General features: G+C 64.0%; 21 protein-coding genes. 16 read left to right on the forward strand and 5 right to left on the reverse strand.

Going from position 1 to position 24453, the window contains the following annotated elements; translation table 11 throughout:
* Positions 1 to 21 precede the first annotated feature (21 nt).
* The 9 genes from recR (at position 22) to ACLHZ1_RS08435 (ending at position 9586) form a co-directional block, all read left to right on the forward strand.
* Positions 22 to 624 (forward strand): recombination mediator RecR, encoded by a 603-nt coding sequence (recR, locus tag ACLHZ1_RS08395; protein ID WP_427261701.1) that lies wholly within the window; start codon positions 22 to 24, stop codon positions 622 to 624.
* 258 nt (positions 625 to 882) lie between these two features.
* Positions 883 to 2796 (forward strand): molecular chaperone HtpG, encoded by a 1914-nt coding sequence (gene htpG / locus ACLHZ1_RS08400; RefSeq protein WP_427261702.1) that lies wholly within the window; start codon positions 883 to 885, stop codon positions 2794 to 2796.
* Between the two features lie 221 nt (positions 2797 to 3017).
* Positions 3018 to 3662, forward strand: a complete 645-nt coding sequence (adk, locus tag ACLHZ1_RS08405) for an adenylate kinase (RefSeq protein ID WP_408793077.1) — start codon at positions 3018 to 3020, stop codon at positions 3660 to 3662.
* Between the two features lie 73 nt (positions 3663 to 3735).
* Entirely contained in the window at positions 3736 to 4710 is a 975-nt protein-coding gene (hemH, locus tag ACLHZ1_RS08410) for a ferrochelatase (RefSeq protein ID WP_427261703.1), read from the forward strand.
* 53 nt (positions 4711 to 4763) lie between these two features.
* Positions 4764 to 5159, forward strand: coding sequence for an MAPEG family protein (locus ACLHZ1_RS08415; protein ID WP_427261704.1), 396 nt, complete (start codon positions 4764 to 4766; stop codon positions 5157 to 5159).
* Between the two features lie 197 nt (positions 5160 to 5356).
* Positions 5357 to 6661 (forward strand): inosine/guanosine kinase, encoded by a 1305-nt coding sequence (locus ACLHZ1_RS08420; protein ID WP_408793081.1) that lies wholly within the window; start codon positions 5357 to 5359, stop codon positions 6659 to 6661.
* Between the two features lie 152 nt (positions 6662 to 6813).
* Positions 6814 to 8445, forward strand: coding sequence for a methyl-accepting chemotaxis protein (locus tag ACLHZ1_RS08425; protein WP_427261705.1), 1632 nt, complete (start codon positions 6814 to 6816; stop codon positions 8443 to 8445).
* Between the two features lie 165 nt (positions 8446 to 8610).
* Positions 8611 to 8973: a DUF2750 domain-containing protein gene (locus tag ACLHZ1_RS08430; RefSeq protein WP_408793085.1), complete on the forward strand. Its 363-nt coding sequence runs from the start codon at positions 8611 to 8613 to the stop codon at positions 8971 to 8973.
* Between the two features lie 118 nt (positions 8974 to 9091).
* Positions 9092 to 9586 carry a hypothetical protein gene (locus tag ACLHZ1_RS08435; RefSeq protein WP_427261706.1) on the forward strand — a complete coding sequence of 165 codons (495 nt, stop codon included), beginning with the start codon at positions 9092 to 9094 and terminating at the stop codon, positions 9584 to 9586.
* Here ACLHZ1_RS08435 and ACLHZ1_RS08440 read toward each other — a convergent pair.
* Positions 9580 to 11160: an EAL domain-containing protein gene (locus ACLHZ1_RS08440; protein WP_427261707.1), complete on the reverse strand. Its 1581-nt coding sequence runs from the start codon at positions 11158 to 11160 to the stop codon at positions 9580 to 9582. The two genes, ACLHZ1_RS08435 and ACLHZ1_RS08440, sit on opposite strands and share 7 nt — an antisense overlap.
* 186 nt (positions 11161 to 11346) lie before the next feature.
* Here ACLHZ1_RS08440 and glgC point away from each other — a divergent pair, with 186 nt between their 5' ends.
* Positions 11347 to 12630: a glucose-1-phosphate adenylyltransferase gene (gene glgC, locus ACLHZ1_RS08445; RefSeq protein ID WP_427261708.1), complete on the forward strand. Its 1284-nt coding sequence runs from the start codon at positions 11347 to 11349 to the stop codon at positions 12628 to 12630.
* An 83-nt stretch (positions 12631 to 12713) separates the two neighbouring features.
* Here the strand turns inward: glgC and ACLHZ1_RS08450 are convergent, their stop codons facing one another.
* Complete coding sequence (locus ACLHZ1_RS08450) at positions 12714 to 14711, reverse strand: hypothetical protein (protein ID WP_427261709.1); 1998 nt, start codon at positions 14709 to 14711, stop codon at positions 12714 to 12716.
* A 130-nt stretch (positions 14712 to 14841) separates the two neighbouring features.
* Positions 14842 to 15426, reverse strand: a complete 585-nt coding sequence (locus ACLHZ1_RS08455) for a lipoprotein (RefSeq protein WP_427261710.1) — start codon at positions 15424 to 15426, stop codon at positions 14842 to 14844.
* A gap of 248 nt (positions 15427 to 15674) precedes the next feature.
* Here ACLHZ1_RS08455 and lpxM point away from each other — a divergent pair, with 248 nt between their 5' ends.
* The 3 genes from lpxM to ACLHZ1_RS08470 all read left to right on the forward strand — a co-directional run bounded on the left by lpxM (position 15675) and on the right by ACLHZ1_RS08470 (position 18841).
* Entirely contained in the window at positions 15675 to 16664 is a 990-nt protein-coding gene (lpxM, locus tag ACLHZ1_RS08460; protein WP_427261711.1) for a lauroyl-Kdo(2)-lipid IV(A) myristoyltransferase, read from the forward strand.
* 168 nt (positions 16665 to 16832) lie between these two features.
* Positions 16833 to 17819 carry a lauroyl-Kdo(2)-lipid IV(A) myristoyltransferase gene (locus ACLHZ1_RS08465; protein WP_427261712.1) on the forward strand — a complete coding sequence of 329 codons (987 nt, stop codon included), beginning with the start codon at positions 16833 to 16835 and terminating at the stop codon, positions 17817 to 17819.
* Between the two features lie 161 nt (positions 17820 to 17980).
* The gene (locus tag ACLHZ1_RS08470; protein WP_427261713.1) at positions 17981 to 18841 is read left to right on the forward strand and encodes a PA4780 family RIO1-like protein kinase; all 861 of its coding nucleotides are present in this window, start codon (positions 17981 to 17983) and stop codon (positions 18839 to 18841) included.
* 87 nt (positions 18842 to 18928) lie between these two features.
* On the opposite strand, the gene ACLHZ1_RS08475 is transcribed toward ACLHZ1_RS08470, so the two are convergent.
* Together ACLHZ1_RS08475 and ACLHZ1_RS08480 are read right to left on the reverse strand one after the other, a co-directional pair.
* The gene (locus ACLHZ1_RS08475; protein WP_427261714.1) at positions 18929 to 19807 is read right to left on the reverse strand and encodes a pirin family protein; all 879 of its coding nucleotides are present in this window, start codon (positions 19805 to 19807) and stop codon (positions 18929 to 18931) included.
* A gap of 31 nt (positions 19808 to 19838) precedes the next feature.
* A complete protein-coding gene (locus ACLHZ1_RS08480) occupies positions 19839 to 20408 on the reverse strand; it encodes a hypothetical protein (protein ID WP_427261715.1) in 570 nt (189 codons plus the stop codon).
* A gap of 158 nt (positions 20409 to 20566) precedes the next feature.
* Here ACLHZ1_RS08480 and ACLHZ1_RS08485 point away from each other — a divergent pair, with 158 nt between their 5' ends.
* From ACLHZ1_RS08485 to alkB, 3 genes are all read left to right on the forward strand, one after another.
* On the forward strand, positions 20567 to 22957 hold the full coding sequence (locus tag ACLHZ1_RS08485; protein ID WP_427261716.1) for a DNA polymerase II: 2391 nt from the start codon (positions 20567 to 20569) through the stop codon (positions 22955 to 22957).
* 168 nt (positions 22958 to 23125) lie between these two features.
* On the forward strand, positions 23126 to 23677 hold the full coding sequence (locus ACLHZ1_RS08490) for a DUF3617 domain-containing protein (RefSeq protein WP_427261717.1): 552 nt from the start codon (positions 23126 to 23128) through the stop codon (positions 23675 to 23677).
* 23 nt (positions 23678 to 23700) lie between these two features.
* The gene (gene alkB, locus ACLHZ1_RS08495; protein WP_427261718.1) at positions 23701 to 24375 is read left to right on the forward strand and encodes a DNA oxidative demethylase AlkB; all 675 of its coding nucleotides are present in this window, start codon (positions 23701 to 23703) and stop codon (positions 24373 to 24375) included.
* Positions 24376 to 24453 lie beyond the last annotated feature (78 nt).

Here is a 24453-nt window from a genome sequence, read left to right on the forward strand (position 1 = left end):
ATATGCCTTGAGGAGTGCGAGATGAAATTCAGTCCCCTGCTGGACGACATGATGAAGGCCCTGCAGGTGCTGCCGGGCGTCGGTCCCAAGTCGGCCCAGCGCATGGCGTTTACCCTGCTCGAGCGCGAGCGCAGCGGCGGCCTCAAGCTGGCCCAGCTGCTCTCCCGCGCCCTGACCGAAATAGGGCATTGCAGCCAATGCCGCACCTTTACCGAGCAGGAGCGCTGCGAGATCTGCCAGAGCCCGAAGCGGGCCGAGAGCGGCATGCTGTGCGTGGTGGAGAGCCCGGCGGACGTGGCCGCCATCGAGCACACGGGCCAGTTCTCCGGCCGCTACTTCGTGCTGATGGGGCATCTGTCGCCCCTGGACGGTATCGGCCCCGAGGAGCTGGGGCTGGAGATCCTGGCGCGGCGCCTGAAAGAGGAGCAGATCCAGGAGCTGATCCTGGCCACCAACCCCACCATAGAAGGGGATGCCACCGCCTGGTACATCGCCGACATGGCCCGCAGCGCCGGGGTCAAGGTGAGCCGCATCGCCCATGGGGTGCCGGTGGGGGGCGAGCTGGAGCTGGTGGACGGCACCACCCTCTCTCACTCGCTGATGGGGCGTCAGCCCCTCAATTGAGTCAGCGTCAGCCCCTGAATTGAGTCAGCGCCAGTCTCTGAATTGAGTCAGCGCCAGCACCTGAATGGCGTCAGGCTCACTGTTTCCCAAACCCGCTTCGGCGGGTTTTTCATTGACGGCGGCGCGGCGATCTGGGCCATCCTGGCGCAAAAATCGTCATTCGCATCGGCACAGGCATTTTCCCCCTTGAAATGGGCAAGCCCGGCCCCATCTTGTATCAGGAATATGTTCAACCCGAATCGCCTGAGGATAGTGTCGATGACCCAAAGCGTTCATGCCGAAACCCACGGTTTTCAGACTGAAGTCAAACAACTGCTGAGCCTGATGGCCCACAGCCTCTACTCCAACAAAGAAGTGTTCCTGCGCGAGCTGATCTCCAACGCCTCCGATGCGGCGGACAAGCTGCGCTTCAAGGCGCTTTCCGATGCCTCTTTGTTCGAAAACGACGGCCAGTTGCGCGTGCGCCTGGTGGTGGACAAAGAGAACAAGACCCTGACCATTTCGGACAACGGCATCGGCATGACCCGGGATCAGGTGATCGAGCACCTGGGCACCATCGCCAAGTCCGGTACCGCCGAATTCTTCAAGCACCTCTCCGGTGATCAAGGCAAGGACTCCCAGCTGATCGGTCAGTTCGGGGTGGGCTTCTACTCCGCCTTCATCGTCGCCGACAAGGTGACCGTGGTCTCCCGCGCCGCCGGCACCGAGCCGAGCCAGGGCGTGCAGTGGGAATCCGAAGGGGAAGGCTCCTTCACCGTGGCTGACGTGACCAAAGAGGGTCGCGGCACCGACGTCATCCTGCACCTGCGCAGCGATGAAGAAGAGTTCCTGGACGACTGGCGCCTGCGCGCCGTGGTGAGCAAATATTCCGATCACATCAGCGTGCCGGTGGAGATGTTCAAGGAGGGCACCCCGGATCGGGAAGAGGATGGTGAAACCATCGTCGGTACGCCAGGGGAGTGGGAGCAGGTCAACCGCGCCACCGCGCTCTGGACCCGCAACCCGAAAGACATCAAGGACGAGGAGTATCAGGAGTTCTACAAGCACGTCGCCCACGACTTCGAGGATCCGCTGCTCTGGGGTCACAACCGGGTGGAAGGGGCCCAGGAGTACACCAGCCTGCTCTACATCCCGGCCCGCGCGCCGTTCGATCTCTACAACCGCGAGCAGAAGCACGGCCTGAAGCTCTACGTGCAGCGCGTCTTCATCATGGATGACGCCGAGCAGTTTATGCCGACGTATCTCCGATTTGTGAAAGGGGTGCTGGACTCCAACGATCTGCCCCTCAACGTCAGCCGCGAGATCCTGCAGGACAACAAGGTGACCGCCTCCCTGCGCAAGGCCTGCTCCAAGCGGGTGCTGACCATGCTGAACAAATTGGCCAAGGACGACGGCGAGAAGTACGCCAAGTTCTGGAGCGAGTTCGGCAATGTCTTGAAAGAAGGCCCTGCCGAGGATTACGCCAACCGGGAAGAGATCGCCAAGCTCCTGCGCTTTGCCAGCACCGCCAGCGAGGGCGAAGCCCAGACCGTGTCGCTGGAGGATTACGTGGGCCGCATGAAGGAAGGCCAGCAGAAGATTTACTACATCACTGCCGACTCCTATGCCGCGGCCAAGAACAGCCCGCATCTGGAGATCTTCCGCAAGAAGGGGGTCGAAGTGCTGCTGATGTGGGAGCGGGTGGACGAGTGGCTGATGAGCCACCTCACCGAGTTCGACGGCAAGCAGCTGGTCTCCGTCACCCGTGGCGAGCTGGACTTGGGCGAGCTGGAGGACGAGGCGTCCAAGCAGGCCCAGGAGGAGGCTGAAAAAGCCAACGCCGGTCTGGTGGCGCGGGTCAAGCAGAGCCTGGCCGATGCGGTGAAAGAGGTGCGCGTCACCCACCGCCTGACCGACTCGCCGTCTTGCATCGTCACCGACGATCACGGCATGAGCACCCAGATGATCAAGCTGATGCGCGCCGCCGGCCAGCCGGTGCCGGAGCAGAAGTACATTCTGGAGCTCAACCCCGATCACGCCCTGGTGAAGAAGCTCGGCACCATCGAAGACGAGGCGCTGTTTGGCGAGTGGGTCACCCTCTTGCACGAACAGGCCCAGCTGGCGGAGCAGGGCGGCCTCAATGATCCGGCGAGCTTCGTCTCCCGTATTAACCGTCTGTTACTCCAGGCATGATTTGCTGGCCCACTGCATGCAGTGGGCTTTTTTTCGCCAAGGCAGGGGGCGCTGCATTTTCACGCAGTTTCGGTTTCCATCTGTCACTCTGGATTGCCGGAATGGCGCAGGGAAACTGGTGGTAAAAGCGGCACTCGTTTGCGGTTTGCTTGTTAAAAAGCGTGAAACCGTGTAGTTTTTTGCCTTCTCAAGAATTGAATAACCAATCAATAGGAGCGTGTATGCGCATTGTTCTGTTGGGGGCTCCGGGCGCCGGTAAAGGCACCCAGGCTCAGTTCATCATGGAAAAACACGGTATTCCCCAGATCTCCACCGGCGACATGCTGCGGGCGGCGATCAAGGCGGGCACCGAGCTGGGCCTCAAGGCCAAGGCCGTGATGGACGCAGGTCAGCTCGTCTCCGACGACATCATCATCGGTCTGGTCAAGGAGCGTATCGCCCAGGCCGATTGCGCCAACGGCTTCCTGCTGGACGGTTTCCCCCGCACCATTCCCCAGGCGCAAGCCATGAAGGACGCCGGTGTGGTGGTGGACTTCGTGCTGGAATTCGACGTGCCGGACGAGGAGATCGTCAAGCGCATGAGCGGTCGCCGCGTTCACGCCGGCTCCGGCCGTACCTACCACGTGGTGTTCAACCCGCCGAAAGTGGAAGGCAAGGATGACGTGACCGGCGAAGATCTGGTGATCCGTGCCGACGACGAAGAGACCACGGTGCGCAAGCGTCTGGATGTCTACCATCAGCAGACCGCGCCCCTGATCGGCTTCTACGGCAAAGAGGCCGACGCCGGCAACACCCGTTACGTCAAGATCGACGGCACCCAGCCGGTCGACCAGGTGAGCCAGCAGCTGGCTGCCATTCTGGGCTGATCCCGACCTCGGGAACATAGCGCTATGAGCAGGGCCCATCGTGGGCCCTCTTTTCATGTGACAGGAAGTAAACGTGACCACCAAAACCGGGATCCTGCTCGTCAATCTTGGCACCCCTGCCGCACCCACTGCCGCCGCCGTCAGGGCCTTCCTCGGGGAGTTCCTGCGCGATCCGCGGGTCGTCGAATTGCCGCGCCTGCTGTGGCTGCCGCTGCTCAAAGGCGTCATCTTGCCGTTTCGTGCCCCCAGGGTGGCCAAGCTGTATCGCCAGATCTGGACCGAGCAGGGCTCGCCGCTGCTGGCCATCAGCCAGGGGCAGCGCATGGCGCTGGAGCAGGAGCTCAAGCGCGAAGGGGTCGATGTGCCGGTGGAGCTGGCCATGACCTATGGCTCGCCCTCCCTCGAAGAGGGGTGGCAGGCACTCAAGGGGCAAGGGGTCAATCGGGTGATACTGCTGCCGCTCTATCCCCAGTATGCCGCCAGCACCACGGCCGCCGTGTTTGACGGCTGGGCCCGGGTGATGCGCGCGGAGCGTCACCTGCCGGTGATGCGGCTCATTCGTGACTACCACGCCCATCCCGAATACATTCAGGCGCTGGCCATGAGCGTGCGTCGCCACTGGGAGCAGCACGGCCAGGGGGAGCTGCTGCTGATGTCGTTTCACGGCATTCCCCAGCGCTGCGAGGACGAGGGGGACCCTTACGGTCATCAGTGCCGCCGCACCGCCAGCCTGCTGGCGGAGGCGCTTGGCCTCTCCGCGTCCCAGTGGCGCGCCAGCTTCCAGTCCCGTTTTGGCAAGCAGGAGTGGCTCAAACCCTACACAGATGCCACCATCGCCGAGCTGGCGCAGCAGGGCGTCAAGCGGCTCGACGTCATCTGCCCCGCCTTCTCGGCCGACTGCCTCGAGACCCTGGAGGAGATCCAGGTGGAAAACCGTGAGGTGTTCATGGCCGCCGGTGGCGAGCAGTTTGAATATGTCCCGGCCCTCAACTGCGACCAGGCCCATATCCGCATGATGGTCTCCCTCATCTGCCGCGAGCTGGCCTGAGGGCGAGGGCGGCTATCGACCCGCCCCTGTGAATGACACCCAATGGAGGTCTTATGTTGTTGCCCGTTACCCTGACATACGCCGGTTTGCTCGGCCTGCTGTTTCTGCTGCTCTCCATCTGGGTCGTCAAGCGTCGGGCCCAGTTCAAGGTGGCGATAGGCGAGGGGGATGCGCCCCCGCTGCGGGCCGCCATCCGGGCCCATGGCAACTTTGCCGAATATGTGCCCCTGACCCTGCTGCTGCTCGCCCTGTGCGAGCTGGCGGGCACGGCGCCGCTCTGGCTGCACCTGGCTGGGGGCATGCTCTTGCTGGGGCGCATGCTGCACGCCATCGGCATCCAGATCCCCAAGGCCCCCAACATGCCCAGGCTGTTTGGCACCCTGCTGTTCTGGCTCTCCCTGACCTTGCTCAGCGTGCTGGCCCTGGTGGCCGGGCTCTCGGCGCCCTGATGGGGGCCCCGCTGGCCGTGGCCAATTGTTAACAACCACCCGCGCAAACGGGTGGTTTTTTTATCCCGCCAAGACAAACGTTTTCGGGCTGCAGCCCTTGTCTATACTGACTTCATATTTTAAAGGCGCGCCTTTTCGGCGCCCGGGATTGTGTTAAAATCCCGCCCCTCGTTCATCCCTGAGTCAAGGCTAGAGCCATGAAATTTCCCGGTCAGCGCAAGTCCAAACACTATTTTCCGGTCGACAGGCGCGATCCCCTCATCACCCAGAATCCGCAACTGACCGAGCTGGGTCAGGCCTATGTGGTGGGCATCGATCAGACCCTGGTGGACATAGAGGCTCATGTGGATGAGGCGTTTCTGAACCGGTACGGCCTGAGCAAGGGCCACTCCATGCTCATCTCCGACGAGGTGGCCGAGCTTATCTACGACGAGCTCAAGGCCAACAACATGGTGGTGAGCGAGTTCGCCGGCGGCACCGTCGGCAACACCATGCACAACTACTCCGTGCTGGCGGACTCCCACTCCATCCTGCTGGGGGTCATGAGCCAGGACATCCGCATCGGCAGCTATGCCTACCGCTATCTGTGCAACACCTCCTCTCGCGTCAACCTCGACTACCTGCAACCGGTCAATGGCCCGGTCGGGCGCTGCTTCACCTTCATCAGCGAGTGTGGCGAACGCAGCTTCGGCATCAATGCCGGCAAGATGGATCACCTGGACGTGGCCCACATCCCGGAAGAGGTGATCAAGGGCGCCTCGGCCCTGGTGATCACCGCCTATCTGGTGCGCGGCGCCGACGGCACCCCGATGAAGGAGGCCGCCATGGCGGCGGTGCGCTATGCCCGCGAGGCCAATGTCCCCGTGGTGCTGACCCTGGGTACCCGCTTCGTCATCGACGAGAACCCCCAGTGGTGGCGTGACTTCATCCGCGAGAACGTGACTGTGCTGGCCATGAACGAGGACGAAGGGGAGGCGCTGACCGGGTTTGCCGATCCCCTGATGGCCGCCGACAAGGCGCTGGACTGGGCCGACATGGTGCTCTGCACCGCCGGTCCCGTCGGTCTCTACATGGCAAGCTACACGGACGAGGAGAGCAAGCGCGAGACCACCCATACCCTGCTGCCCGGCCAGATCCCCGAGTTCAACATGTACGAGTTCAGCCGCCCCATGGCGCGGGCCAGCTGCCGCACGCCGATGCGGATCTACTCCCACATCTCCCCCTACATGGGTGGCCCGGAGAAGATCAAGAACACCAATGGCGCCGGGGATGGCGCCCTCTCGGCCCTGCTGCACGACATGGTGGCCAACGCCTATCACAGGATGAATGTGCCCAACTCCGCCAAGCATACGTCGGACTTCCTGACCTACTCCTCCCTGGCCCAGGTGTGCAAATACGCCAACCGGGTCAGCTACGAGGTGCTGGCCCAGAGCAGCCCGCGCCTATCGCGCGGCCTGCCGGAGAAAGAGGACAGCCTGGAAGAGGTGTACTGGGAGCGTTGATCCTGCCGAACAAAACTTGAGGCGCCCGCGGGCGCCTTTTTGCATTCTCTGGGCTGGATCATGTTTTTGCTGCCCCATTCGGGCCATCAATGGACAGGGGCGCGGGCATCGTCATACCTTGGTCACCATGACAGGAAGGCAAGGATGACGGGATGTTGAGACGATGGACCATAGGCCAGCGCCTGTTGCTGGTGACCCTGAGCGTGTTACTGATACTGGCGCTGCTGCTGGTGAGCAGCCTGCACCTCTATCGGGAAGGCCTGATGGGGGAGAAGAGCCGCCAGACCCAGGCCCAGGTGGAAACAGCCTATTCGCTGGTGGCCAGCATCGAGGCCCAGGTGCGTGCCGGTCAGCTCGAGGTGCCAGAGGCCAAGGCCCGGGCCCTGGCCGCAATCAAGGCCCTGCGCTACGGCGACAACGACTACTTCTGGATCAACGACAGCCACCCCACCATGGTGATGCACCCCATGAAGCCCGAGCTGGACGGCAAGGATCTCTCCGGGGTGGAAGACAAGCAGGGGCTCAAGCTGTTCGTGGCCTTCGTCGAGATGATCAAGGGGCAACCGGGGGGCGGCGAGGTGGCCTATTACTGGCCCAAGCCCGGGGTGGATGACCCCGTGCGCAAGCTCTCCTACGTCAAGCATTTCGCCCCCTGGGACTGGATCATCGGCACAGGGGTCTATGTGGATGACGTGGAGGCCCAGTATCAGGGGGCGCTCAAGATCCAGCTTGGCATCGGCCTGGTGCTGGCCCTGCTGCTCATCGCCCTGGTCACCCTGATAGTGCGCAGCATAGTGGCGCCCCTCGGCCAATCGGTGGCCGCCCTTGGCAACATAGCGCGAGGGGAGGGGGACTTGAGATTTCGCCTGCCCGCCGAGGGCCGCGACGAACTGGCCCAGCTCTCGACCAATTTCAACGACTTTGCCAACCAGATGGCGCAACTGGTGGGACGCACCCAGCAGATAGCCAACCAGAACCGTCAGGCCGCCGGCCAGCTTGGCCAGGTGGTGGAGCGTACCTGCGAGATAGTGACCCATCAGGAGCAGGACACCATGCGGGTGGCCAGCGCCATGGAGCAGATGACGGTGAGCAGCCGGGAGGTGGGGGAGCATGCGGCGCAGGCCGCCCTGGCCGCCGACGAGGCCAAGCGCCTGGTCGATGATGGCTGCCAGGTGGTGGATCAGACCATCAACACCATCGCCCAGCTGGCCGATGAGATGCAGGGCACGGTGCGGGCCGTGGCGCACCTGACCCAGGAGACCCAGCAGATTGGCTCGGTGCTGGAGGTGATCCGCGGCATCGCCGAGCAGACCAACCTGCTGGCCCTCAACGCCGCCATCGAGGCGGCCCGGGCCGGGGAGCAGGGAAGGGGCTTTGCCGTGGTCGCCGACGAGGTGAGGACGCTGGCCAACCGCACCCACAGCTCGACCGACGAGATCCGGCAGATGATACAGCGCCTGCAGGAGGGGGCGAGTGTGGTGACGGGGGGGATCAACCAGCTGCAACAGCTGTCGCGCACCACGGCCGACAAGGCAGGGGATGCGGGCAGCGCCATCGAGGCCATCAACCAGGTGGTGGATACCATCACCCAGATGAATGCCCAGATAGCCAATGCGGCCCATGAGCAGAGCAAGGCGGCCGACGAGATCAATCACAGGCTGGTCTCCATCTCCCAGCAGGCGGGAGAGGCCCTGGGCCAGAACCGGCAGACCGAGCAGGCGGCCCAGAGCCTGGCGCACTCGAGCGATGAGCTGAGCACCCTGGTGGCCCAATACCGTACCTGACGGGGCAGAGGGGAGGGAAGGCGCTCGCCTTTTCTCCCCGCTGGCCGGGGAAGGGCGCCTATCTCCCCTTTATTGGGGATTTGACTTGAGTCCGCTGCGCTTTTGGGACACCATTTGCCCCAACCTGGCCGGCAGTGGCCCCGGCAGTCCGAAAGAGAGAGCACCATGAGCAAGCTAACTGACAACCTTGACGCCAATTTCCAACTGTTTATCGAAGAGGTCCGTGAGTCGGGTCAGCTGTGGGGCCTGCGTTATGGCGAGGATTGGGTGGTGTGCCGCTCCGCCGAATTCGAGGACGCGGACGTGATGCCACTCTGGTCCAGCGAGGGGGATGCCCGCCTGCACTGCGTGGACGAGTGGGCGGACTATGAGCCCGAGCTCATCGATCTGGAAGAGTTCCTCGACATCTGGATAGGGGATCTGGACGAAGACGACGTGCTGGTCGGCCCGAACTGGAACGGCGAGCTGGAGGGGCAGGAGCTCGAGCCCATCGAACTGGCCAAGGCCCTGGTCGAACTGGACGCCTGATCCCGACCCCCGCTTTTCCTGACAAACCTGCGCCCCGGCGCAGGTTTTTTCATGGGCGTTTGTCTTTGCAGCGCCGCCGGCTATGGTCCATCATGAACCTTTTGCCAAGGGAGGAGCCATGTTCGTATTCGAGGTGACGGGAGAGGCGGGGGCACGGGCCGAGATCCGGGTGCAGGCGCTGGACTGGAGCCAGAGCGGCGTCGTCAGTTTCTCCTGCAACGACGATCCTCTGGCCGTGCTGCTGCTGAGCGAATGCCGCTGCGATGCCGTGGGCTTCTTCAACCTGCTGGCCGGCTGCAAGCCCCTCTATGTCGAGCAGTGGCTCACTTATTTGCAGGAGAGTGGCCGCATCGCCCGGGTGGAGTGCCACCAGCGCAGCCCTGCCGAGGCGGACTATCTCGCCGATGCCGGGCTGGAGAGCGAGGAGCTCAACGCCCTGCTCGGCCAGATCTATCGGGTGGCGGGCTTCAACCGCCTGCAGATCAACCGCTACCTCAAGCACCGCCACAATCAGACCCTGCTGGCGACCCGGTATGATCAGAAGGAGCTGGAGCGCTATCGCCAGCTCAACGATGTCATCCTCACCCTGCTGCGCTTCAAGCGGTCTCAGTGAATCGGCGTGGTCGGGGTGGCGCTCGGGTGGGCGATGAGGTGACCCTGAAGCCCATCCACGTACAGGCTCTCTAGCAGCGCCTTCTGACTCGACTGCTCGACCCCCTCTGCGATCACCTGGCTGCCCAGGCGGTGCGCCATCTCCACTATCATCCGCACGAACTTCTGGTTGGTGCCATCTTGCTCGAGATCGAGCAAGAGCGCGGGATCCAGCTTGAGATAGTCCGGTTTGATCTCCTGAAACAGGGAGAAGGAGCGGATCCCCTGGCCGAAGTTGCAGATGGCCGAGCGGCTGCCGCAGCGGCGCAGCAGCTCGAACAGGCGCCTGGCTCCGGCCAGTTGCCGGGACAGGCTCTCCTCGTCGAGTTCGAAGACCAGATGGGCGGCAATGTCGGGCTCGGCGGCGAGTTGGCGCTCCAACCAGATGAGAAAGCCGCTGTTGTGCAGCAGATGGGGAGGTAACTTGATGCCCCAGCGGCTCTGCTCTGCCCCCAGGGTCCTGTGCTCGCGCATCAGGTGACGGATCACCAACTGGGTCAGCCGCATCAGCAAGTCCAGGCGCTGAGCCATGGCGAACAGGCTGTCTGCGGCCAGCACTGAGTCATCTTCACCCTGGAAGCCCGGGTAAACGCTGTAGTAGGCGAGCCGATTGCCGTGCAGACGCGCGATGGGCTGGTAGGCGAGGGTGACCTGCTCGTGCTCCAGGATCCGCTCGATGACCTGGCGCCACTGCTGTTCCCCCAGCCCCTTTCCATCGTCATCTTCCAACTGGATGGACCAACCGTTGACCTCCCCGGTCTGTGCCCTGGCCAGGGCCAGATCGGCCCGGGAGAGGATGGCCTCGATCCGCTGGTGGCTGCAGACGGTGGTGATCCCGCTGCAGGCGACGCTCTCTATGGTCTGGCTGTGCTGATAGAGATCGAAGGTGAGTTTGAGATCCCGGCCGAGCAGGGGCAGGGGGGTGTTGTGGATGGCGTGGATCAGCACGGCGAAGTCGGTCCCCGAGATGCGATAGAGGCGATGTTCGGGCCAGCGCAGGGCCGCCCGCTGGATCAGGGTGCTCACCTCCTTGAGATAGGTGTCGCCGGAGAGAAAACCGCGCTGACGATTGATGCTCTCCAGGGCCGTGGCCCGGATCAGCACCAGGATGGCGGTGCGAGTGCCACCCTCTTCTTGCAGCAGATGGGTGATGTCATGGCGAAAGCATTGGCGATTGGCGAGCTGGGTCAGGGGATCTTGTTGCGCACTGCGCTTGAGATCGTCCAGCTGATGGTGCAGCTGCTCGCGCTCCAGGCGCTGGCGATGGAGCAGTCGCTCCAGTGCCTGCTGCTCCGGCGAGGGGGGGATCGACGCCACCGAGCCCTGCTCGAGGGCCTCGATGAGCGTCGCTCGTCTGGCCTCATCGTCCTTGTGCCAGCGATATCGGCCATAGATGAGGGCAAGCAGGGTACACATGAGTATGCTTATGGTCGCAGTCAAGGATAGATCGGTGGGGAGCAGGCTCCATTGCGCCAGCAGCACCAGCCCCGTCATCAGGGGGAAGGGTGTCATCGTCTTGGTGGGCGTTATGTGCATTTTGGTACCCCGCACCTGGTTTCTTAGCGTGAAAACATGCAGTCAGTATGGATGCAGTCAACCAGGTTTGGTCATGAGGCTTGCCATATGGGAAAGGGATCCTGTAAATGTGAGTGAAAACACTTTCAAGGACTCGGAAAAAAGGGAGTATGGAATGGAAACGCAGACAGAGACGTCGAGGTATATATGTCGTTAGAGCCCATGAATACTGCCAAGGCACGGCAGCTGTTGAACCAGAGTATGGCCTTGGTATTGGCGGGGGGGCGAGGGAGCCGTCTCAAGCAGTTGACCGATAATCGCGCCAAGCCGGCGGTGCACTTCGGTGGCCGGTTTCGGATCATCGATTTCGTCTTGTCCAACTGCATCAACTCGGGGATAAAGCGGGTCGGAGTGGTCACCCAGTACAAGTCCCACAGCCTGCTGCGCCATCTGCAATCCGGTTGGTCCTTCCTGCGCTACCAGATGAACGAGTTCATCGACCTGTTGCCCGCCCAGCAGCGGGTGGACGAGGTGCACTGGTATCGGGGCACCGCGGATGCCATCTATCAGAACGTCGACATCATTCGTGACTACGGCCCCAAATACATAGTGGTGCTGGCGGGGGATCACATCTACAAGATGGATTATGCCGCCATGCTGCTCGACCATGTGCGTCTGGAGGCCAAGGTGACCGTGGCCTGCATCGAGGTGCCTCGCTGCGAGGCGTCCGCCTTCGGGATCATGGATATCGACGAACAGCGCAAGATCCGTGATTTCGTGGAAAAACCCGCCAATCCCCCCGCCATGCCGGGGTGCGATGATACCTCTCTGGCCTCCATGGGGATCTACATCTTCGATGCGGAGTACCTCTATCAGCTGCTGGAGGAAGACATCCTCAACCAGAGCTCCAAGCACGACTTTGGCATGGACGTGATCCCGCGCATCGTCGGGGAGGGCATGGCCTACGCCCATCCGTTCAGCATGTCCTGTGTCGGCGCCCGGGAGGGCCAAAAGCCTTACTGGCGTGATGTGGGGACCCTGGATTCGTTCTGGGAGGCCAACATGGATCTCGCCTCCGTGGTGCCGGATCTCGACATCTATGACGAGAACTGGCCCATCTGGACCAGCCAGATCATGACGCCGCCCGCCAAGTTCGTGCAAGACAGGAACGGCCAGCATGGCATGACCATCAACTCGGTGTTTGCCGGCGGCACCATCGTCAGCGGCTCCTTCGTGCTCAACTCCGTGCTGTTCACCAATGTGCGGGTGCACTCCTTCTGCACCCTGGATCAGTCGGTGATCTTCCCTGGGGTGGAGGTGGGCAGCGGCTGTCGCCTGCGCCGGGTGGTGGTGGACAAGGGCTGCAAGCTGCCCGATGGCATGGTGATAGGGGAGAACGCCGATGAGGATACCCGTCGCTTCTATCGCTCCGAGAACGGCATAGTGCTGGTGACCAAGTCCATGCTGCAGGCGCTCAAGGAGAAGGGGTAAGCGCCAGACTCAGTGATCGAGCAGAGAAAATAGCAAAGGGAGCGCATGGCGCTCCCTTTGTCATGGCGGCATAAGCCGGGGGATTATTCGCTGATCAGCGCCTTGGCGGCCATCACCATGGCGGTGCCGTGCTTGCCACCGGCGGCGGTCACTTGCGGTACGCCATCCTCGTCGGTGTCACCACCGGCGCCGTCGATGACGTTCTCGCCGGAGTCACCGACCCACTCGGCCATCTGCATGCCACCGTTGACGGTGCCACGGAACCAGCGGGTGTAACGCTCGGTCAGCTTGGCCAGCTCCAGTTCGGGTGCCTTCTCGGCCCCTTCGTTACGCAGGTTCAGCATGGTGGCCCGCAGACCACCCGAGATGGCGGCCTGGGTCCAGGGGGTGTATTCACCCTGCTTGCCCGCCAGCCAGGTGCCGGCCTTGGCGTTGAAGTAGGTCTTGTCGGTATTGATGAACAGCTCGCGGGCGGCGCTGCGGTATCTGGCATCCTGGGTTGCCAGGAAGGCGGCGCTCAGACCCCGCACGGCGGCGAACTGGGCATCCACGGATTGACCCGCATCAGGCTGACCGCCGAGGGTCAGGCCGTCATGGACCAGGCCGTTCTTGCCCATCAGTTGGGTCAGGATGAAGTCGGCCTGCTTGCGGATCAGCGCCAGCGCCTCCTTGCCCTGGGGGGTATCCAGGTTCAGCTCGCCATTGTCACCGGCGGCGTAGCCCACCGGCAGGGCATCCTGGGCACGCTGGAAGATCTGCAGGGCAACCAGGGCGTAGGCGGCGTCGAAGGTGGTGACGTGCTGGCTCTGCTTGCCTGCTTGCCAGCTGTCCACCAGGGTACCGGCCTTGGCGTCGAAGTGCAGGGCGGCCAGGTTCTTGAAGGTGAGGTTGGAGAGGTTCAGGGCCAGGGAGAAGGCGTCATTGCCCGCCACCGCCTTGCCGAGATCGTTGGCCCGGTTGGTGGCCGGAGCGGCGGCAAACGGGGCACCGTCAAACACGGCGTGGAAGGCCGGGTTCTGGTTGCTGTTGGCCGTGCGTTGATCGCTGTAGGCGTAGAATTCGGACAGGGGCCACAGCATCATCCAGGCATCGCGCAGCTGGGCGGAACCATCCACCACCTCCAGCTTGCCGATGGCGCCGACGTCATGCTGGCTGGTCTCGGTCACCTTCACCTGATGGGGCAAGTAGACCACGCCCTTGGCCGGATCGTACTGGGGGCTTATCTTGGCGCCCAGCTGCTTGCCATCATAGCCGAGCTGGCCCTGCAAGATGGCCAGCTTGTCGATGGACTGCTCGGTCAGCATCATGCCGTTGAAGCCGTCGGCGGCGGAGACCCCCAGCTTGTGCTTGCCGTCCTGATCCATGGTGGCGGATGCGGCTTCCACCTCTTCATCTGTCTCGGCCACGTGCATGCCGCCGAGGAAGTCCTGGGACCACATCACCTCCTTGAGCAATATGCCGCCGACGGCCGCCGGCACCAGCAGGTTGTCACTGCCGCTCCAGCGCAGGGTGGCGTAGTCGCGGAAGTAGGCAGGCACCTGGGTCTTGACGGTTTTCTCGACCCCTTTGGCGGTCTTGATGGTCAGGGTGTCGCCGTTGACCGGGCTGGTATTGACGGCTTGCGCGAACTGCGGCTTGGCAGAGGCGTAGGGGAGGGAGAGGGGATACATGCCCTGGGGCACTTCATCGGCCGGGAAGCCGACGGCCTCGGCCATGGCCAGCACTCGCTTGCCAAGGTCGGCCAGGGTGCCGCCACGGGCCTGGTTCTGGGGCCCATTCACCAGGTGGGGACCCATGCCGGACTGGTAGTTGAGGGCGTACATGGCCTCTTCGGAATACTCATAGGACTCGATGCCGGCGGCGAAGTCGAACGGGGTCGGCTCATCGGCGCGGTTGGGATCCAGCACATCCAGATCCAGCCCCAGGGCCTCGGCCAGCGGCTCGCCCGAGAGTTCGAACTCCGTGTAGGCCAGCATGCTGGCGGCGGTATGGAAGCTCGCGTCTTCGACCTTGACGGCGGCGTGGGCGGCAGAGCCCAGCAGTGCCAGGGTGATCCCCTGTACCAGTGCGGTTTTTTTCATGTGTCCCTTCTTCTTATGGTGGCTTGTTGCGGTGACGCTTCTCATGAATCTAAATGAGAATGGTGTGCATTATGCGTCAAGGCATGCACCATGAGAAGAAAAAAGCCGCTCGGGGGAGCGGCCTAATTAATCACAGCAATTTGAAGGGGATGACCAGGCGTCCCGGCTCGACCCTGAGGGCTTCTACCTTCTCCTTGATGCGAGCCTCGTTCTGGCGATTGCCATCGAGCCGATAGATGGGGGTCTGGTTGAGGAAGAGGCCGAGGGATTGATTGAAGGTGGGCAGCAGGGGAGAGAGGGCCGTGCCTATGTCGGCGGGCTCGGTCTTGACCGAGAGCAGCTCGAGGTCGCGCAGGTAGATGGCCCCCTGCTCTGCCACGTAGTCGGGGCGGGCGCTTAGGGAGAGGCGGATCTTCATCTGCTGGCTGCCAAGGGGGCTTGCCACCTGCAGATCGCCGGCGGCATCGAGTTCTATCCGGTCGCTGCGGCTGCGGCCGATGCGGCTTTGCATCTCGTCCAGGCGGATCTTGCTCGACATGATGCCGGGGATGCCGATCTGCTTCTCGAAGGCGACCTGCTGTTTCAGGTAATCGTTGATCTCCCGCTCGCTGACGTTGTACTGGGTCAGGGAGCAGGCCGCGAGCAGCAGGGTCAGGGGAAGCAGCAACAGGGTGCGTAACGGGCGATGGGGCATGGCGTGTCCAGGGGTGATCATGAGATGGCGCCATCTTACGGGGAAACCCGGGCCGCGCCAACCCGGGGCCATCCGGCCGCTGGGGGGGGAGAGCCGCGCTGATCCGGGGGACACCGAGCCCGTCATCGGCGAGGGCGACGAGCGAAAATGTGCCCAAATGTAGCTAATGGGTGAGATTTGTCGCAACTTCGAGGGGATGTTGATGAATTAACTGGTATAACCTGTCAGTCCCTCTACAATGAGTTTCCTTTCACTGTTTGATCCGTTTCATGCCCGTGTCCGACCCTGTTTTCGATAGCGCCTTTCAAACCCGTCTGCTGCGTCCCCGTTACTGGCCGAGCTGGCTGGCCCTCGGCCTGCTGTGTGTGCTCGCCTTCGTGCCGCCGCGCATCCGCGACAAGCTGGCCGACTGGCTGGCCCCCCTGGTGCTGCGTTTTTCCAAGAAGCAAGTCTATATCGCCAATACCAACCTGGATATCTGCTTTCCCGAGCGAAGCGAGGCCGAGCGCCAGGCCATCTTGCTCAAGTCGGTACGCATCGGCCTCAAAAGCCTGCTCGGTTTTGGCGAGTTCACGGTGCGCAGCCCCGCCTACCTGATGAAGCGCATCCAGGTGATCGGCTGGCAACACATAGAGACAGAGCAGGCGGCGGGACGCCCCGTCATCCTGGTGGTGCCTCACAGCTGGCCGGTGGACGCCGCCGGTTATTTCTTCGCCCAGCGGGACATCGCCATGTGTACCATGATGAAGAGCGCCCGCAACCCGGTGTTTGACTGGCACATCAACCGTGAACGGGCCAGGAGCGGTTGCCAGGTGTATGAGCGCAAGGCAGGCATCAAGCCGGTGATCAAGGCGGTCAAGGGGGGGCGCAGCTTCTTCTATCTGCCGGATCAGGACCATGGCCGCGAGGCCAGCATCTTCGTGCCCTTCTTCGGACGGGCCAAGGCGACCCTGCCGGCCCTGCCGCGGCTGGTGAAGCTGACCGGGGCCAGGGCCGTGCCCCTGCTCGCCTGCTATGACGAGGCGCAGCACTGTTATCGCCTCGAGATAGAGGCCCCCTTCGCCGACTATCCGAGCGAGGATCTGGTGGCCGATACCGGGCGTATGAACCAGATGGTGGAGCAGCAGCTGAGGCAGCATCCGGGCCAGTACATGTGGTTTCTCAAGATCTTCGAGACCCTGGAACACCCGGTGGACAAGCACGGACTCTACGAGGCGGGGATCAAACGCATCCGCCGTGGCCTCTCGCCCCACCCCTGATGCGCTACCGCCATGAAAAACAGCCCCAATAGGGGCTGTTTTTCATGGCAAGTGGTGAGTCTTTGCCGCCCGGGGCAGCTCAGGTTCAGGTTCGGCCCGGTTACGGGCTAGAAAAATGTAGCGGGATAACTACAATAACCTCCTTGTTTAGACGACAAGAGCCGCAACATGGCCCCTCACGATCCTGTGTTCGATACCTCATTTCGCCCCGCACTGCTGCATCCCAGGCTCTGGGGCAGCTGGCTGGCCCTCGCCCTGCTCAGCCTGCTCGCCTTTGTGCCGGCCCGGCTGCGGGACGCCCTGGCCAACGGCCTGGCGCCGCTCATCCTCTCTTGTTCCAAGAAACAAGCCTATATCGCCAACACCAATCTCGACATCTGTTTTCCCGACCAGGATGAGGTGGGACGCCAGGCGCTGCTGCTCAAGTCGATCCGGGTCGGCCTCAAGACCTTCATGGCCTTCGGCGAGCTGACCTGGCGCAGCGATGCCTATCTGGCCGGACGGATCCGGGTCGACGGCTGGGAGCACATAGAGGCGGAGCGGGCCCAGGGACGCCCCGTGATCCTGGTGGTGCCGCACACCTGGGCGGTGGACGTGATAGGGCGCCTGTTCGCCCTGCGGGGCCTGCCCATGTGCACCATGATGAAGAGCCCGAAAGACGCGCTCTTTGACTGGTACATCAACCGAGAGCGGGCCAAGGGGGGGCGCGTCTACGAGCGCAGCGTCGGCATCAAGCCCGCCATCAAGGCGATCCGCGGCGGCGACAGCTTCTTCTATCTGCCGGATCAGGACCATGGTCGCGAGGCCAGCATCTTCGTGCCTTTCTTCGGTCATCCCAAGGCGACCCTGCCGGCCCTGCCCAAGCTGGTGAAGCTGACCGGCGCCAAGGCGGTGCCCATCTTCGGCAGCTATGACGAGGACGAGGGCTGCTACCGCCTCGAGATAGCCCCCCCCTTCGATCCCTATCCCACCGACAATCTGGAGCAGGATGTGGTGCGAATGAACGCCATGGTCGAGCAGCAACTCGGCCGCCGTCCGGAGCAATACATGTGGTTTCTCAAGATCTTCGAGACCCAGGCCGAATCGGACAGCCGCCAGGGGCTCTACGAGGAGGGGATCCGCCGGATCCGCCAGGGGCTGCCCCCCGAGCCCTGATCCCCCGCTGGTGATGCTGGAGCCTGATGGCGCCCGGTTTCCCGGCGAGCCGAACCCGGGTTGGCGACGGCGTGAGCAGCCGGGGTGCCGGACTCGCCAAAACGGACAGGAATGCGCGGCACCACTGGCGCCGCGCGCGCAAATAGGGTAAAAGTTCGGCCATGAAAATACCAAATCGAATCCAGCCCCTGGTGGACGACGGCCTCGTCGACGAGGTCATCAGCCGGCTGATGAGCGGCAAAGAGGCCGACGTCTATGTGGTGCGCTGCGGCGAGGACATTCGCTGCGCCAAAGTCTACAAGGAGGCGGCCAAACGCAGCTTCAAACAGGCCGTGGTCTATCAGGAGGGGCGCAAGGTGCGCAACAGCCGCAGCCAGCGTGCCATGGAGAAGGGCTCGCGCTACGGCCGCCGCCAGCATGAAGAGGTGTGGCAGAACACAGAGGTGGACGCCCTGTTCAAGCTGGCCGCCGCCGGCGTGCGGGTGCCCACTCCCTATGTCTGCCTCGATGGCGTGCTGCTGATGGAGCTCATCACCGACGGGGAGGGCAATGTGGCCCCCCGCCTCAACGACGTGGCCCTGAGCCCGGAGCAGGCGCGGGCGGATCACGACAAGGTGATAGGCTACGTGGTGCGCATGCTGTGTGCCGGCCTCATCCACGGGGATCTCTCCGAGTTCAACGTGCTGGTGGACGATCAGGGCCCCGTCATCATCGATCTGCCCCAGGTGGTCGATGCCGCCGCCAACAACCAGGCCAGGGCCATGCTGGTGCGCGATGTGGAGAACATGCGCAACTACTACGGCATGTATGCCCCCGATCTGCTGGCGACCCGCTACGCCCAGGAGATGTGGTCCTTGTACGAGGAGGGGGAGTTGACCCCGGAGACCCGCCTCAGCGGCCAGTTCACCGAGAGCACGGCCGCCATCGATCTCGACGGTGTGTTGCAGGAGATAGAGAGCGCCGAGGAAGAGGTGATGGCGCGCCGGGCCCGGGCCCGCGCCGAGCAGGAAGATCAGTACTGATCCCCGCGATATGCCATGAGACAGGGCGCCTTCGGGCGCCCTGTCTGTTTTTGCTCTGTGGGAATGAGTTCGCCCCCGGCCCGGGGCTCAGAGCCCGGCCAGGGGCGGGGCTGAGAGCCTGGGCCCCTGATAGCCGACCACGTCACCAAAGCGTGGCGCCCCCGACTGCCAATCTTCGGCGGCGTGGCGGATGGCCTCCTTGTCGAAGCTCACGAAGTTCCACCAGATCTGCAGGGGCCTTGGCAGGGGCTCACCGCCGATGACCAGCAGGCGTGCCCCCGCCTGCAGGGTGAAGGTCAGCTCCCGGTTGCCCGGCGCCAGGTAGGCGAGCTGTTCGGCAGCCAGGGGCTGGTCGGCCAGGGTCACCTCACCGGCCAGGGCAAACAGGCCGTGCTCGAACTCGGGGGCCAGGGGCAGGGTCAGGGTGCAGTCACGCTCGGCCAGCAGATCCAGCCCCAGTATGGGGGCGAAACAGAGGGTCGGCGCCTGCCTGTCCTGATGCTGGCCGATCAGCAGGGTGAAGGTGATCCCCTGTTGCTGCCAGCGGGGCAGCTCAGGATAGTGATCGAAACGGGGCCGGGTCACTTGGTGGGCCTCGGGCAGGGCTATCCAGAGCTGGGCCGCATGGACGCTCGGGTGGCCCGCCACCGACTCCTCGGTGTGGGCGATGCCCTGACCTGCGGTCATAAGGTTGACCTGGCCCGGGCGGATCACCTGCTCGCTGCCCAGGCTGTCGCGGTGCAATATCTCCCCCTCCAGCATCCAGGTGAAGGTCTGCAGACCTATGTGGGGGTGGGGTCCCACGTCCAGCCCGGGCTCCCCCGGGGCGAAGCGGGCCGGGCCTATGTGATCGAGGAAGCACCAGGGCCCTATGGTGCGTCGCTCCTTGACCGGCAGGGCGCGGGCGACCGGGATGCCGCCCACGTCCGTGGTGCGCGAATCGATGAGTTGCAACTTGTCTGTCATGGCTCTCTCCTTGACCCCTGGGGTCACCTGGTTAACGGCGCCGGATCACCGGCATGTTCATCATGTGGGCAGGACGATTGACCGGCATGGTCACCGGACGGGGTGCGGGCCGGCTGGCGGGGGGCGTGACGGCGCGCCCTGCGCCCCGACCGTCGAGATGGATGCGTCGCGCCGCCTCGTTGGCCTCTGACAGGGAGAGGCGCGGGCTCGCCGCCGGACTCAGTTTGCGCAGCACCTGCTGGCGTTCACGCAGCCCCTCTTTCTGCTCCGGGCTCAGGGCATTCCAGCGGGCGGAGAAGTCGCCGCGCAGCGCCTCTATGTCCGGCTGGTCCGTCCCTTGGTGCCACTGCTCGAACCTGTTCTTGATGTCATCGCGCCTGCCCTGGTCGAGATCCTGCCACCAGTGGCGGATCAGCTCGTCGAACTCGCCATCGCTGTTGCAACACCAGGGGTAGTAGCGATCCCAATAGTAGAAATAGTCGTCATACCACCAGGGGTAGGGCGCGGCGCCATAACCCATGCCGGCGGACACGCTGGAAGAGGCGGTGCTGCAACCGCCAAGGCCGAGGGCGGCCAGGGCGAGGATCAGGGTCAGACGCATGGCGACTCCTTGTCGGGGTGAGGGCGACACCGTCACCACTATAGGGCAAATCGCCGCCGAGGCCAGCCCCGGCTGACCCCGGTGCGCCCCAGGATTGCTCACAAACACTGTATGAACGTACAATAGGCCATCCTCAACCGCTGCCAGACGCCCGTGCCATGACCCCGACCCCAGCGCCCACCGACGGCTTTATCCTGACCCGCCACAGCCGGGATGTACGCGGCCGCAACGGGGAGAGCGGCACCGAGATCCTGCTGTGGCTCTGGAGCGCGCAGGGACCGGTGCGGCTGGTGGTGAGGGGCCAGGAGCCCCTCTTCTTCCTGCCCCTGGCCCACATGGAGGAGGCGGCCGCCCTGTTCAAGGGGGCCGGGGTGCGCGGCCGCTTTCGCCGCCTGCCCCTGCATACCTTCGACGACAGGGCCGTGGTGGCCTGCTATTTCACCACCCTGAGCGCCTATCACCGGGCGATAGAGCTGCTGCTGATCCGCGGCCTGGAACACTTCGAGGCGGATATCCGCCTGCCCGAGCGCTTCCTGATGGAGCGCTTCATCACCGCCGGGCTGCGCTTTGACGGTCAGGCCGTCAAACGGGGCGACCACTGGCAGGTGAACGAGGCGCGCTGCGCCCCCCAGGCGGTGACGCCGACCCTCTCCTGGGTCTCTCTGGACGTGGAGTGCGCCATGGACGGCGCCCTCTTCAGTGTCGGCCTCTTCAGCGAGCAGGATGCGCGGGTCATCATGATAGGAGAGGCGCCCCCGGGGGCCGAGGGGTGGGAGACCCGGGTGCAGTGGGTGGCGGACGAGCCCGCCTTGCTGGCGGCCCTCGAGGCCTGGTTCCAGCGCCAGGATCCGGATCTGGTGCTCGGCTGGAACGTGGTCAATTTCGACTTTCGCCTGCTGCTGCGCCGGGCCGAGCTGTACAAGCGGCGGCTGCGCCTCGGCCGTGGCCGGGAGCTGGCGTTCTGGCGCGCCTCCCGCAGCGATCCCCAGAGCGGCAGCGTCATCCTGCCGGGGCGCATGGTGCTGGACGGCATAGATACCCTCAAGAGCGCCACCTGGCAGTTTGCCAGCTACAGCCTGGATGCGGTGGCGAGCGAGCTGCTCGGTCGCGGCAAGGACATAGAGGACGTGGCGAACCGGGGGGAGAAGATCACCGAGCTGTTTCACTCCGACAAGGAGGCCCTGGCCCGCTACAACCTGGAAGATTGCAAGCTGGTGTGGGAGATAGTCGATCACTGCGCCCTGATCCCCTTCGCCATCGAGCGGGCCAACCTCACCGGCCTGGAGCTGGACAGGGTCGGCGGCTCGGTGGCGGCCTTCACCAACCTCTATCTGCCACGGCTGCATCGGGGCGGCTATGTGGCCCCCAACCTGCCTGCCGATGGCGGCCTGGCGAGCCCGGGGGGCTATGTGATGGACTCCAGGCCCGGCCTCTATCGTCAGGTGCTGGTGCTGGACTTCAAGAGCCTCTACCCCAGCATCATCCGCACCTTCTGCATCGATCCCATGGGGCTGGTGGAGGGACTCAAGGCTCCCGATGACGCCATCCCCGGCTTTCGTGGCGCCCTCTTCTCCCGGGACAAGCACTTCCTGCCCGGGCTCATCGCCACCCTGTGGGCGGCGCGGGACAAGGCGAAGGCCGCCCGCAACCAGGCGCTCTCCCAGGCCATCAAGATCATCATGAACTCCTTCTACGGGGTGCTGGGCTCGGGGGGGTGCCGCTTCTACGATCCCAGGCTAGCGTCATCCATCACCCTGCGCGGCCACAGCATCATGCAGCAGACCCGGGAGTGGATAGAGGCGCGGGGCTACCAGGTCATCTACGGCGACACGGACTCTACCTTCGTCCACCTGCCAGACGAGATGAGCCCGGCCCAGGCGGACGAGGTAGGCAAGGCGCTCGCCCGGGAGATCAATGAACGCTGGACTCGGCTGGTCGAGGCCGAGTTCGGCCTGCCGAGCTATCTGGAGATAGAGTACGAGACCCACTATCGCCGCTTCCTGATGCCCACCATCCGGGGGCTGGAGAAGGGCAGCAAGAAGCGTTACGCCGGTCTGGTGGGGCAGGGGGAGTCGGAGCACCTGGTGTTCAAGGGGTTGGAGACGGTGCGCACCGACTGGACCATGCTGGCCAAGCAGTTCCAGACCCGGCTCTACGAGCTGGTGTTCCACGATGAAGATCCCTGCGACTATGTGCGCACCATGGTGGACGAGACCCGCACCGGTGGCCACGACGAGCTGCTGGTCTACCGCAAGCGGCTGCGCCAGAAGCTGGAGGAGTACCAGAAAAATGTGCCGCCCCATGTGCGGGCCGCGCGTCTCGCGGACGAGGAAAACCTGCGCCGCGGGCTGCCCCAGCGCTACCAGCACAGGGGCACCATCAGCTACCTGATGACCCTGGCGGGGCCCGAGCCAGTGGAATACCGACGCAGCGCCATCGATTACGAACACTACATCGACAAGCAGCTCAAACCCATCGCCGACGCCATACTGCCCTTCATCGGCGAGTCCTTCGAGCGGATCTGCGGCCGCCAGCTGGATCTCTTCTAAGGCCCATGTGCCATCCTTGATCTGCCTGTTCTTACCATCTCAGCGGTGCGATGCGATAGCCTCGCGATTTGGTCATCAGTCCCGCCCGGATGGGGCGCAATGGCAAAGAAGTGGCAAAGAGGGCTGCCGGCAATGGCAGCTGGCACATCAAACAATGCAGGAGGCCCCATGGCCCTATCCCTTCGTCTGGCGACCCTGGCGGTCGCCATCATGCTCGGCGGTGCGGCCTGGGCTTATCCCCTCAAACCCGGCCTGTGGGAAATGCAGACCAGAATGGAGGCGGGTGACGGCGCGCTGGCGCAGGCCATGGCCGCCATGGAGAAACAGCTGGCAGCCCTGCCTGAGGGGCAGCGCAAGATGATGGAGGAGATGCTGGCCAAGCAGGGGGTTGGCATCACGGGCCTGGGGGCGGACGGGGTGCGGATGCGCCACTGCCTCAGCCCGCAGATGGTGGCCGAAGAGAGGCTGCCCTTCGAGCGCCAGGGAGAGGGATGCGAGCGAACCCTGGTCTCGCGCAGCGACAGTCAGATCCGTTTCACCCTCAGCTGCCGCGAGCCACCCGCCAGAGGGGAGGGGGAGGTGCATTTCGTCAACCCCGGCGCCTACACCAGCCGCTTTACCCTGGAGATGGAATACGAGGGCAAGCAGGAGCGGATCCAGGGCAGCAGCGAGAGCCGGTGGCTGGGGGATGAGTGTGGCGACATCAAGCCGCTGGAGTAGATCATGAGACGAGGGGAGGCGCCATGGCCAGGTTGACGGCGCTGGACAACGCCATAGGGGATCTCTTCTCCCGGGAAGAAGAGCCCGCCCGCTGGCTCGCCCCCGGCGCCTTGCATCTGCCGGGCGGGGTGGCGCGCCTCGGCCCGGGCTCGCGCTGGCTGCATGCCTGGATCCACGCCGTGAGCGCCCAGGCGCCCTTTCGCCATATGCAGACCCCGGGAGGCCAGACCATGTCGGTGGCCATGACCAATGCCGGCCCCTTTGGCTGGGTGTCGGACAGGCAGGGCTATCGCTACAGCCCCCTGGATCCCCTCAGCCACACCCCTTGGCCCCCGCTGCCGGCTGAGCTGCTTGAACTGGCTCGCCGCGGCGCCGAGGCGGCCGGGTTTGCCGGTTTCGTGCCCGATGCCTGCCTCATCAATTGCTACGAGCCCGGGGCCCGCATGTCCCTGCATCAGGACAGGGATGAGGCGGACTTGCGCCACCCCATCGTCTCCCTCTCCCTGGGGCTGGGGGCCGAGTTTCTGCTGGGGGGCCTCAGTCGGCGGGATCCGGTGCAGCGCTTGATCCTGCGCGGCGGCGATCTGCTGGTGCTGGGGGGCGAGGCGCGCCTGCGTTTTCACGGGGTGGCGCCCCTCAAGGCGGGGGCGGAGGGGGAGGTGCGTTTCAACCTCACCCTGAGGCGGGCGGCGCCCTGAGCAGAGGGCTCAGCGGGCGCCAGCAAGCCGCGGACAATAAAAAACCCTCCGCAGGGAGGGTTTTTTCATGGCAAGGGG

This window comes from Aeromonas sobria, assembly GCF_050266975.1.
GTDB lineage: Bacteria > Pseudomonadota > Gammaproteobacteria > Enterobacterales > Aeromonadaceae > Aeromonas > Aeromonas sobria_B.

Excerpts from the sequence above, each read along its gene's own strand:
- recR (WP_427261701.1), top strand. The coding sequence starts at position 22 with ATGAAATTCAGTCCCCTGCTGGACGACATGATGAAGGCCCTGCAGGTG.
- htpG (WP_427261702.1), top strand. The coding sequence starts at position 883 with ATGACCCAAAGCGTTCATGCCGAAACCCACGGTTTTCAGACTGAAGTC.
- adk (WP_408793077.1), top strand. The coding sequence starts at position 3,018 with ATGCGCATTGTTCTGTTGGGGGCTCCGGGCGCCGGTAAAGGCACCCAG.
- ACLHZ1_RS08415 (WP_427261704.1), top strand. The coding sequence starts at position 4,764 with ATGTTGTTGCCCGTTACCCTGACATACGCCGGTTTGCTCGGCCTGCTG.
- ACLHZ1_RS08420 (WP_408793081.1), top strand. The coding sequence starts at position 5,357 with ATGAAATTTCCCGGTCAGCGCAAGTCCAAACACTATTTTCCGGTCGAC.
- ACLHZ1_RS08425 (WP_427261705.1), top strand. The coding sequence starts at position 6,814 with ATGTTGAGACGATGGACCATAGGCCAGCGCCTGTTGCTGGTGACCCTG.
- ACLHZ1_RS08430 (WP_408793085.1), top strand. The coding sequence starts at position 8,611 with ATGAGCAAGCTAACTGACAACCTTGACGCCAATTTCCAACTGTTTATC.
- ACLHZ1_RS08435 (WP_427261706.1), top strand. The coding sequence starts at position 9,092 with ATGTTCGTATTCGAGGTGACGGGAGAGGCGGGGGCACGGGCCGAGATC.
- ACLHZ1_RS08440 (WP_427261707.1), bottom strand. The coding sequence starts at position 11,160 with ATGCACATAACGCCCACCAAGACGATGACACCCTTCCCCCTGATGACG.
- glgC (WP_427261708.1), top strand. The coding sequence starts at position 11,347 with ATGTCGTTAGAGCCCATGAATACTGCCAAGGCACGGCAGCTGTTGAAC.
- ACLHZ1_RS08450 (WP_427261709.1), bottom strand. The coding sequence starts at position 14,711 with ATGAAAAAAACCGCACTGGTACAGGGGATCACCCTGGCACTGCTGGGC.
- ACLHZ1_RS08455 (WP_427261710.1), bottom strand. The coding sequence starts at position 15,426 with ATGATCACCCCTGGACACGCCATGCCCCATCGCCCGTTACGCACCCTG.
- lpxM (WP_427261711.1), top strand. The coding sequence starts at position 15,675 with ATGCCCGTGTCCGACCCTGTTTTCGATAGCGCCTTTCAAACCCGTCTG.
- ACLHZ1_RS08465 (WP_427261712.1), top strand. The coding sequence starts at position 16,833 with ATGGCCCCTCACGATCCTGTGTTCGATACCTCATTTCGCCCCGCACTG.
- ACLHZ1_RS08470 (WP_427261713.1), top strand. The coding sequence starts at position 17,981 with ATGAAAATACCAAATCGAATCCAGCCCCTGGTGGACGACGGCCTCGTC.
- ACLHZ1_RS08475 (WP_427261714.1), bottom strand. The coding sequence starts at position 19,807 with ATGACAGACAAGTTGCAACTCATCGATTCGCGCACCACGGACGTGGGC.
- ACLHZ1_RS08480 (WP_427261715.1), bottom strand. The coding sequence starts at position 20,408 with ATGCGTCTGACCCTGATCCTCGCCCTGGCCGCCCTCGGCCTTGGCGGT.
- ACLHZ1_RS08485 (WP_427261716.1), top strand. The coding sequence starts at position 20,567 with ATGACCCCGACCCCAGCGCCCACCGACGGCTTTATCCTGACCCGCCAC.
- ACLHZ1_RS08490 (WP_427261717.1), top strand. The coding sequence starts at position 23,126 with ATGGCCCTATCCCTTCGTCTGGCGACCCTGGCGGTCGCCATCATGCTC.
- alkB (WP_427261718.1), top strand. The coding sequence starts at position 23,701 with ATGGCCAGGTTGACGGCGCTGGACAACGCCATAGGGGATCTCTTCTCC.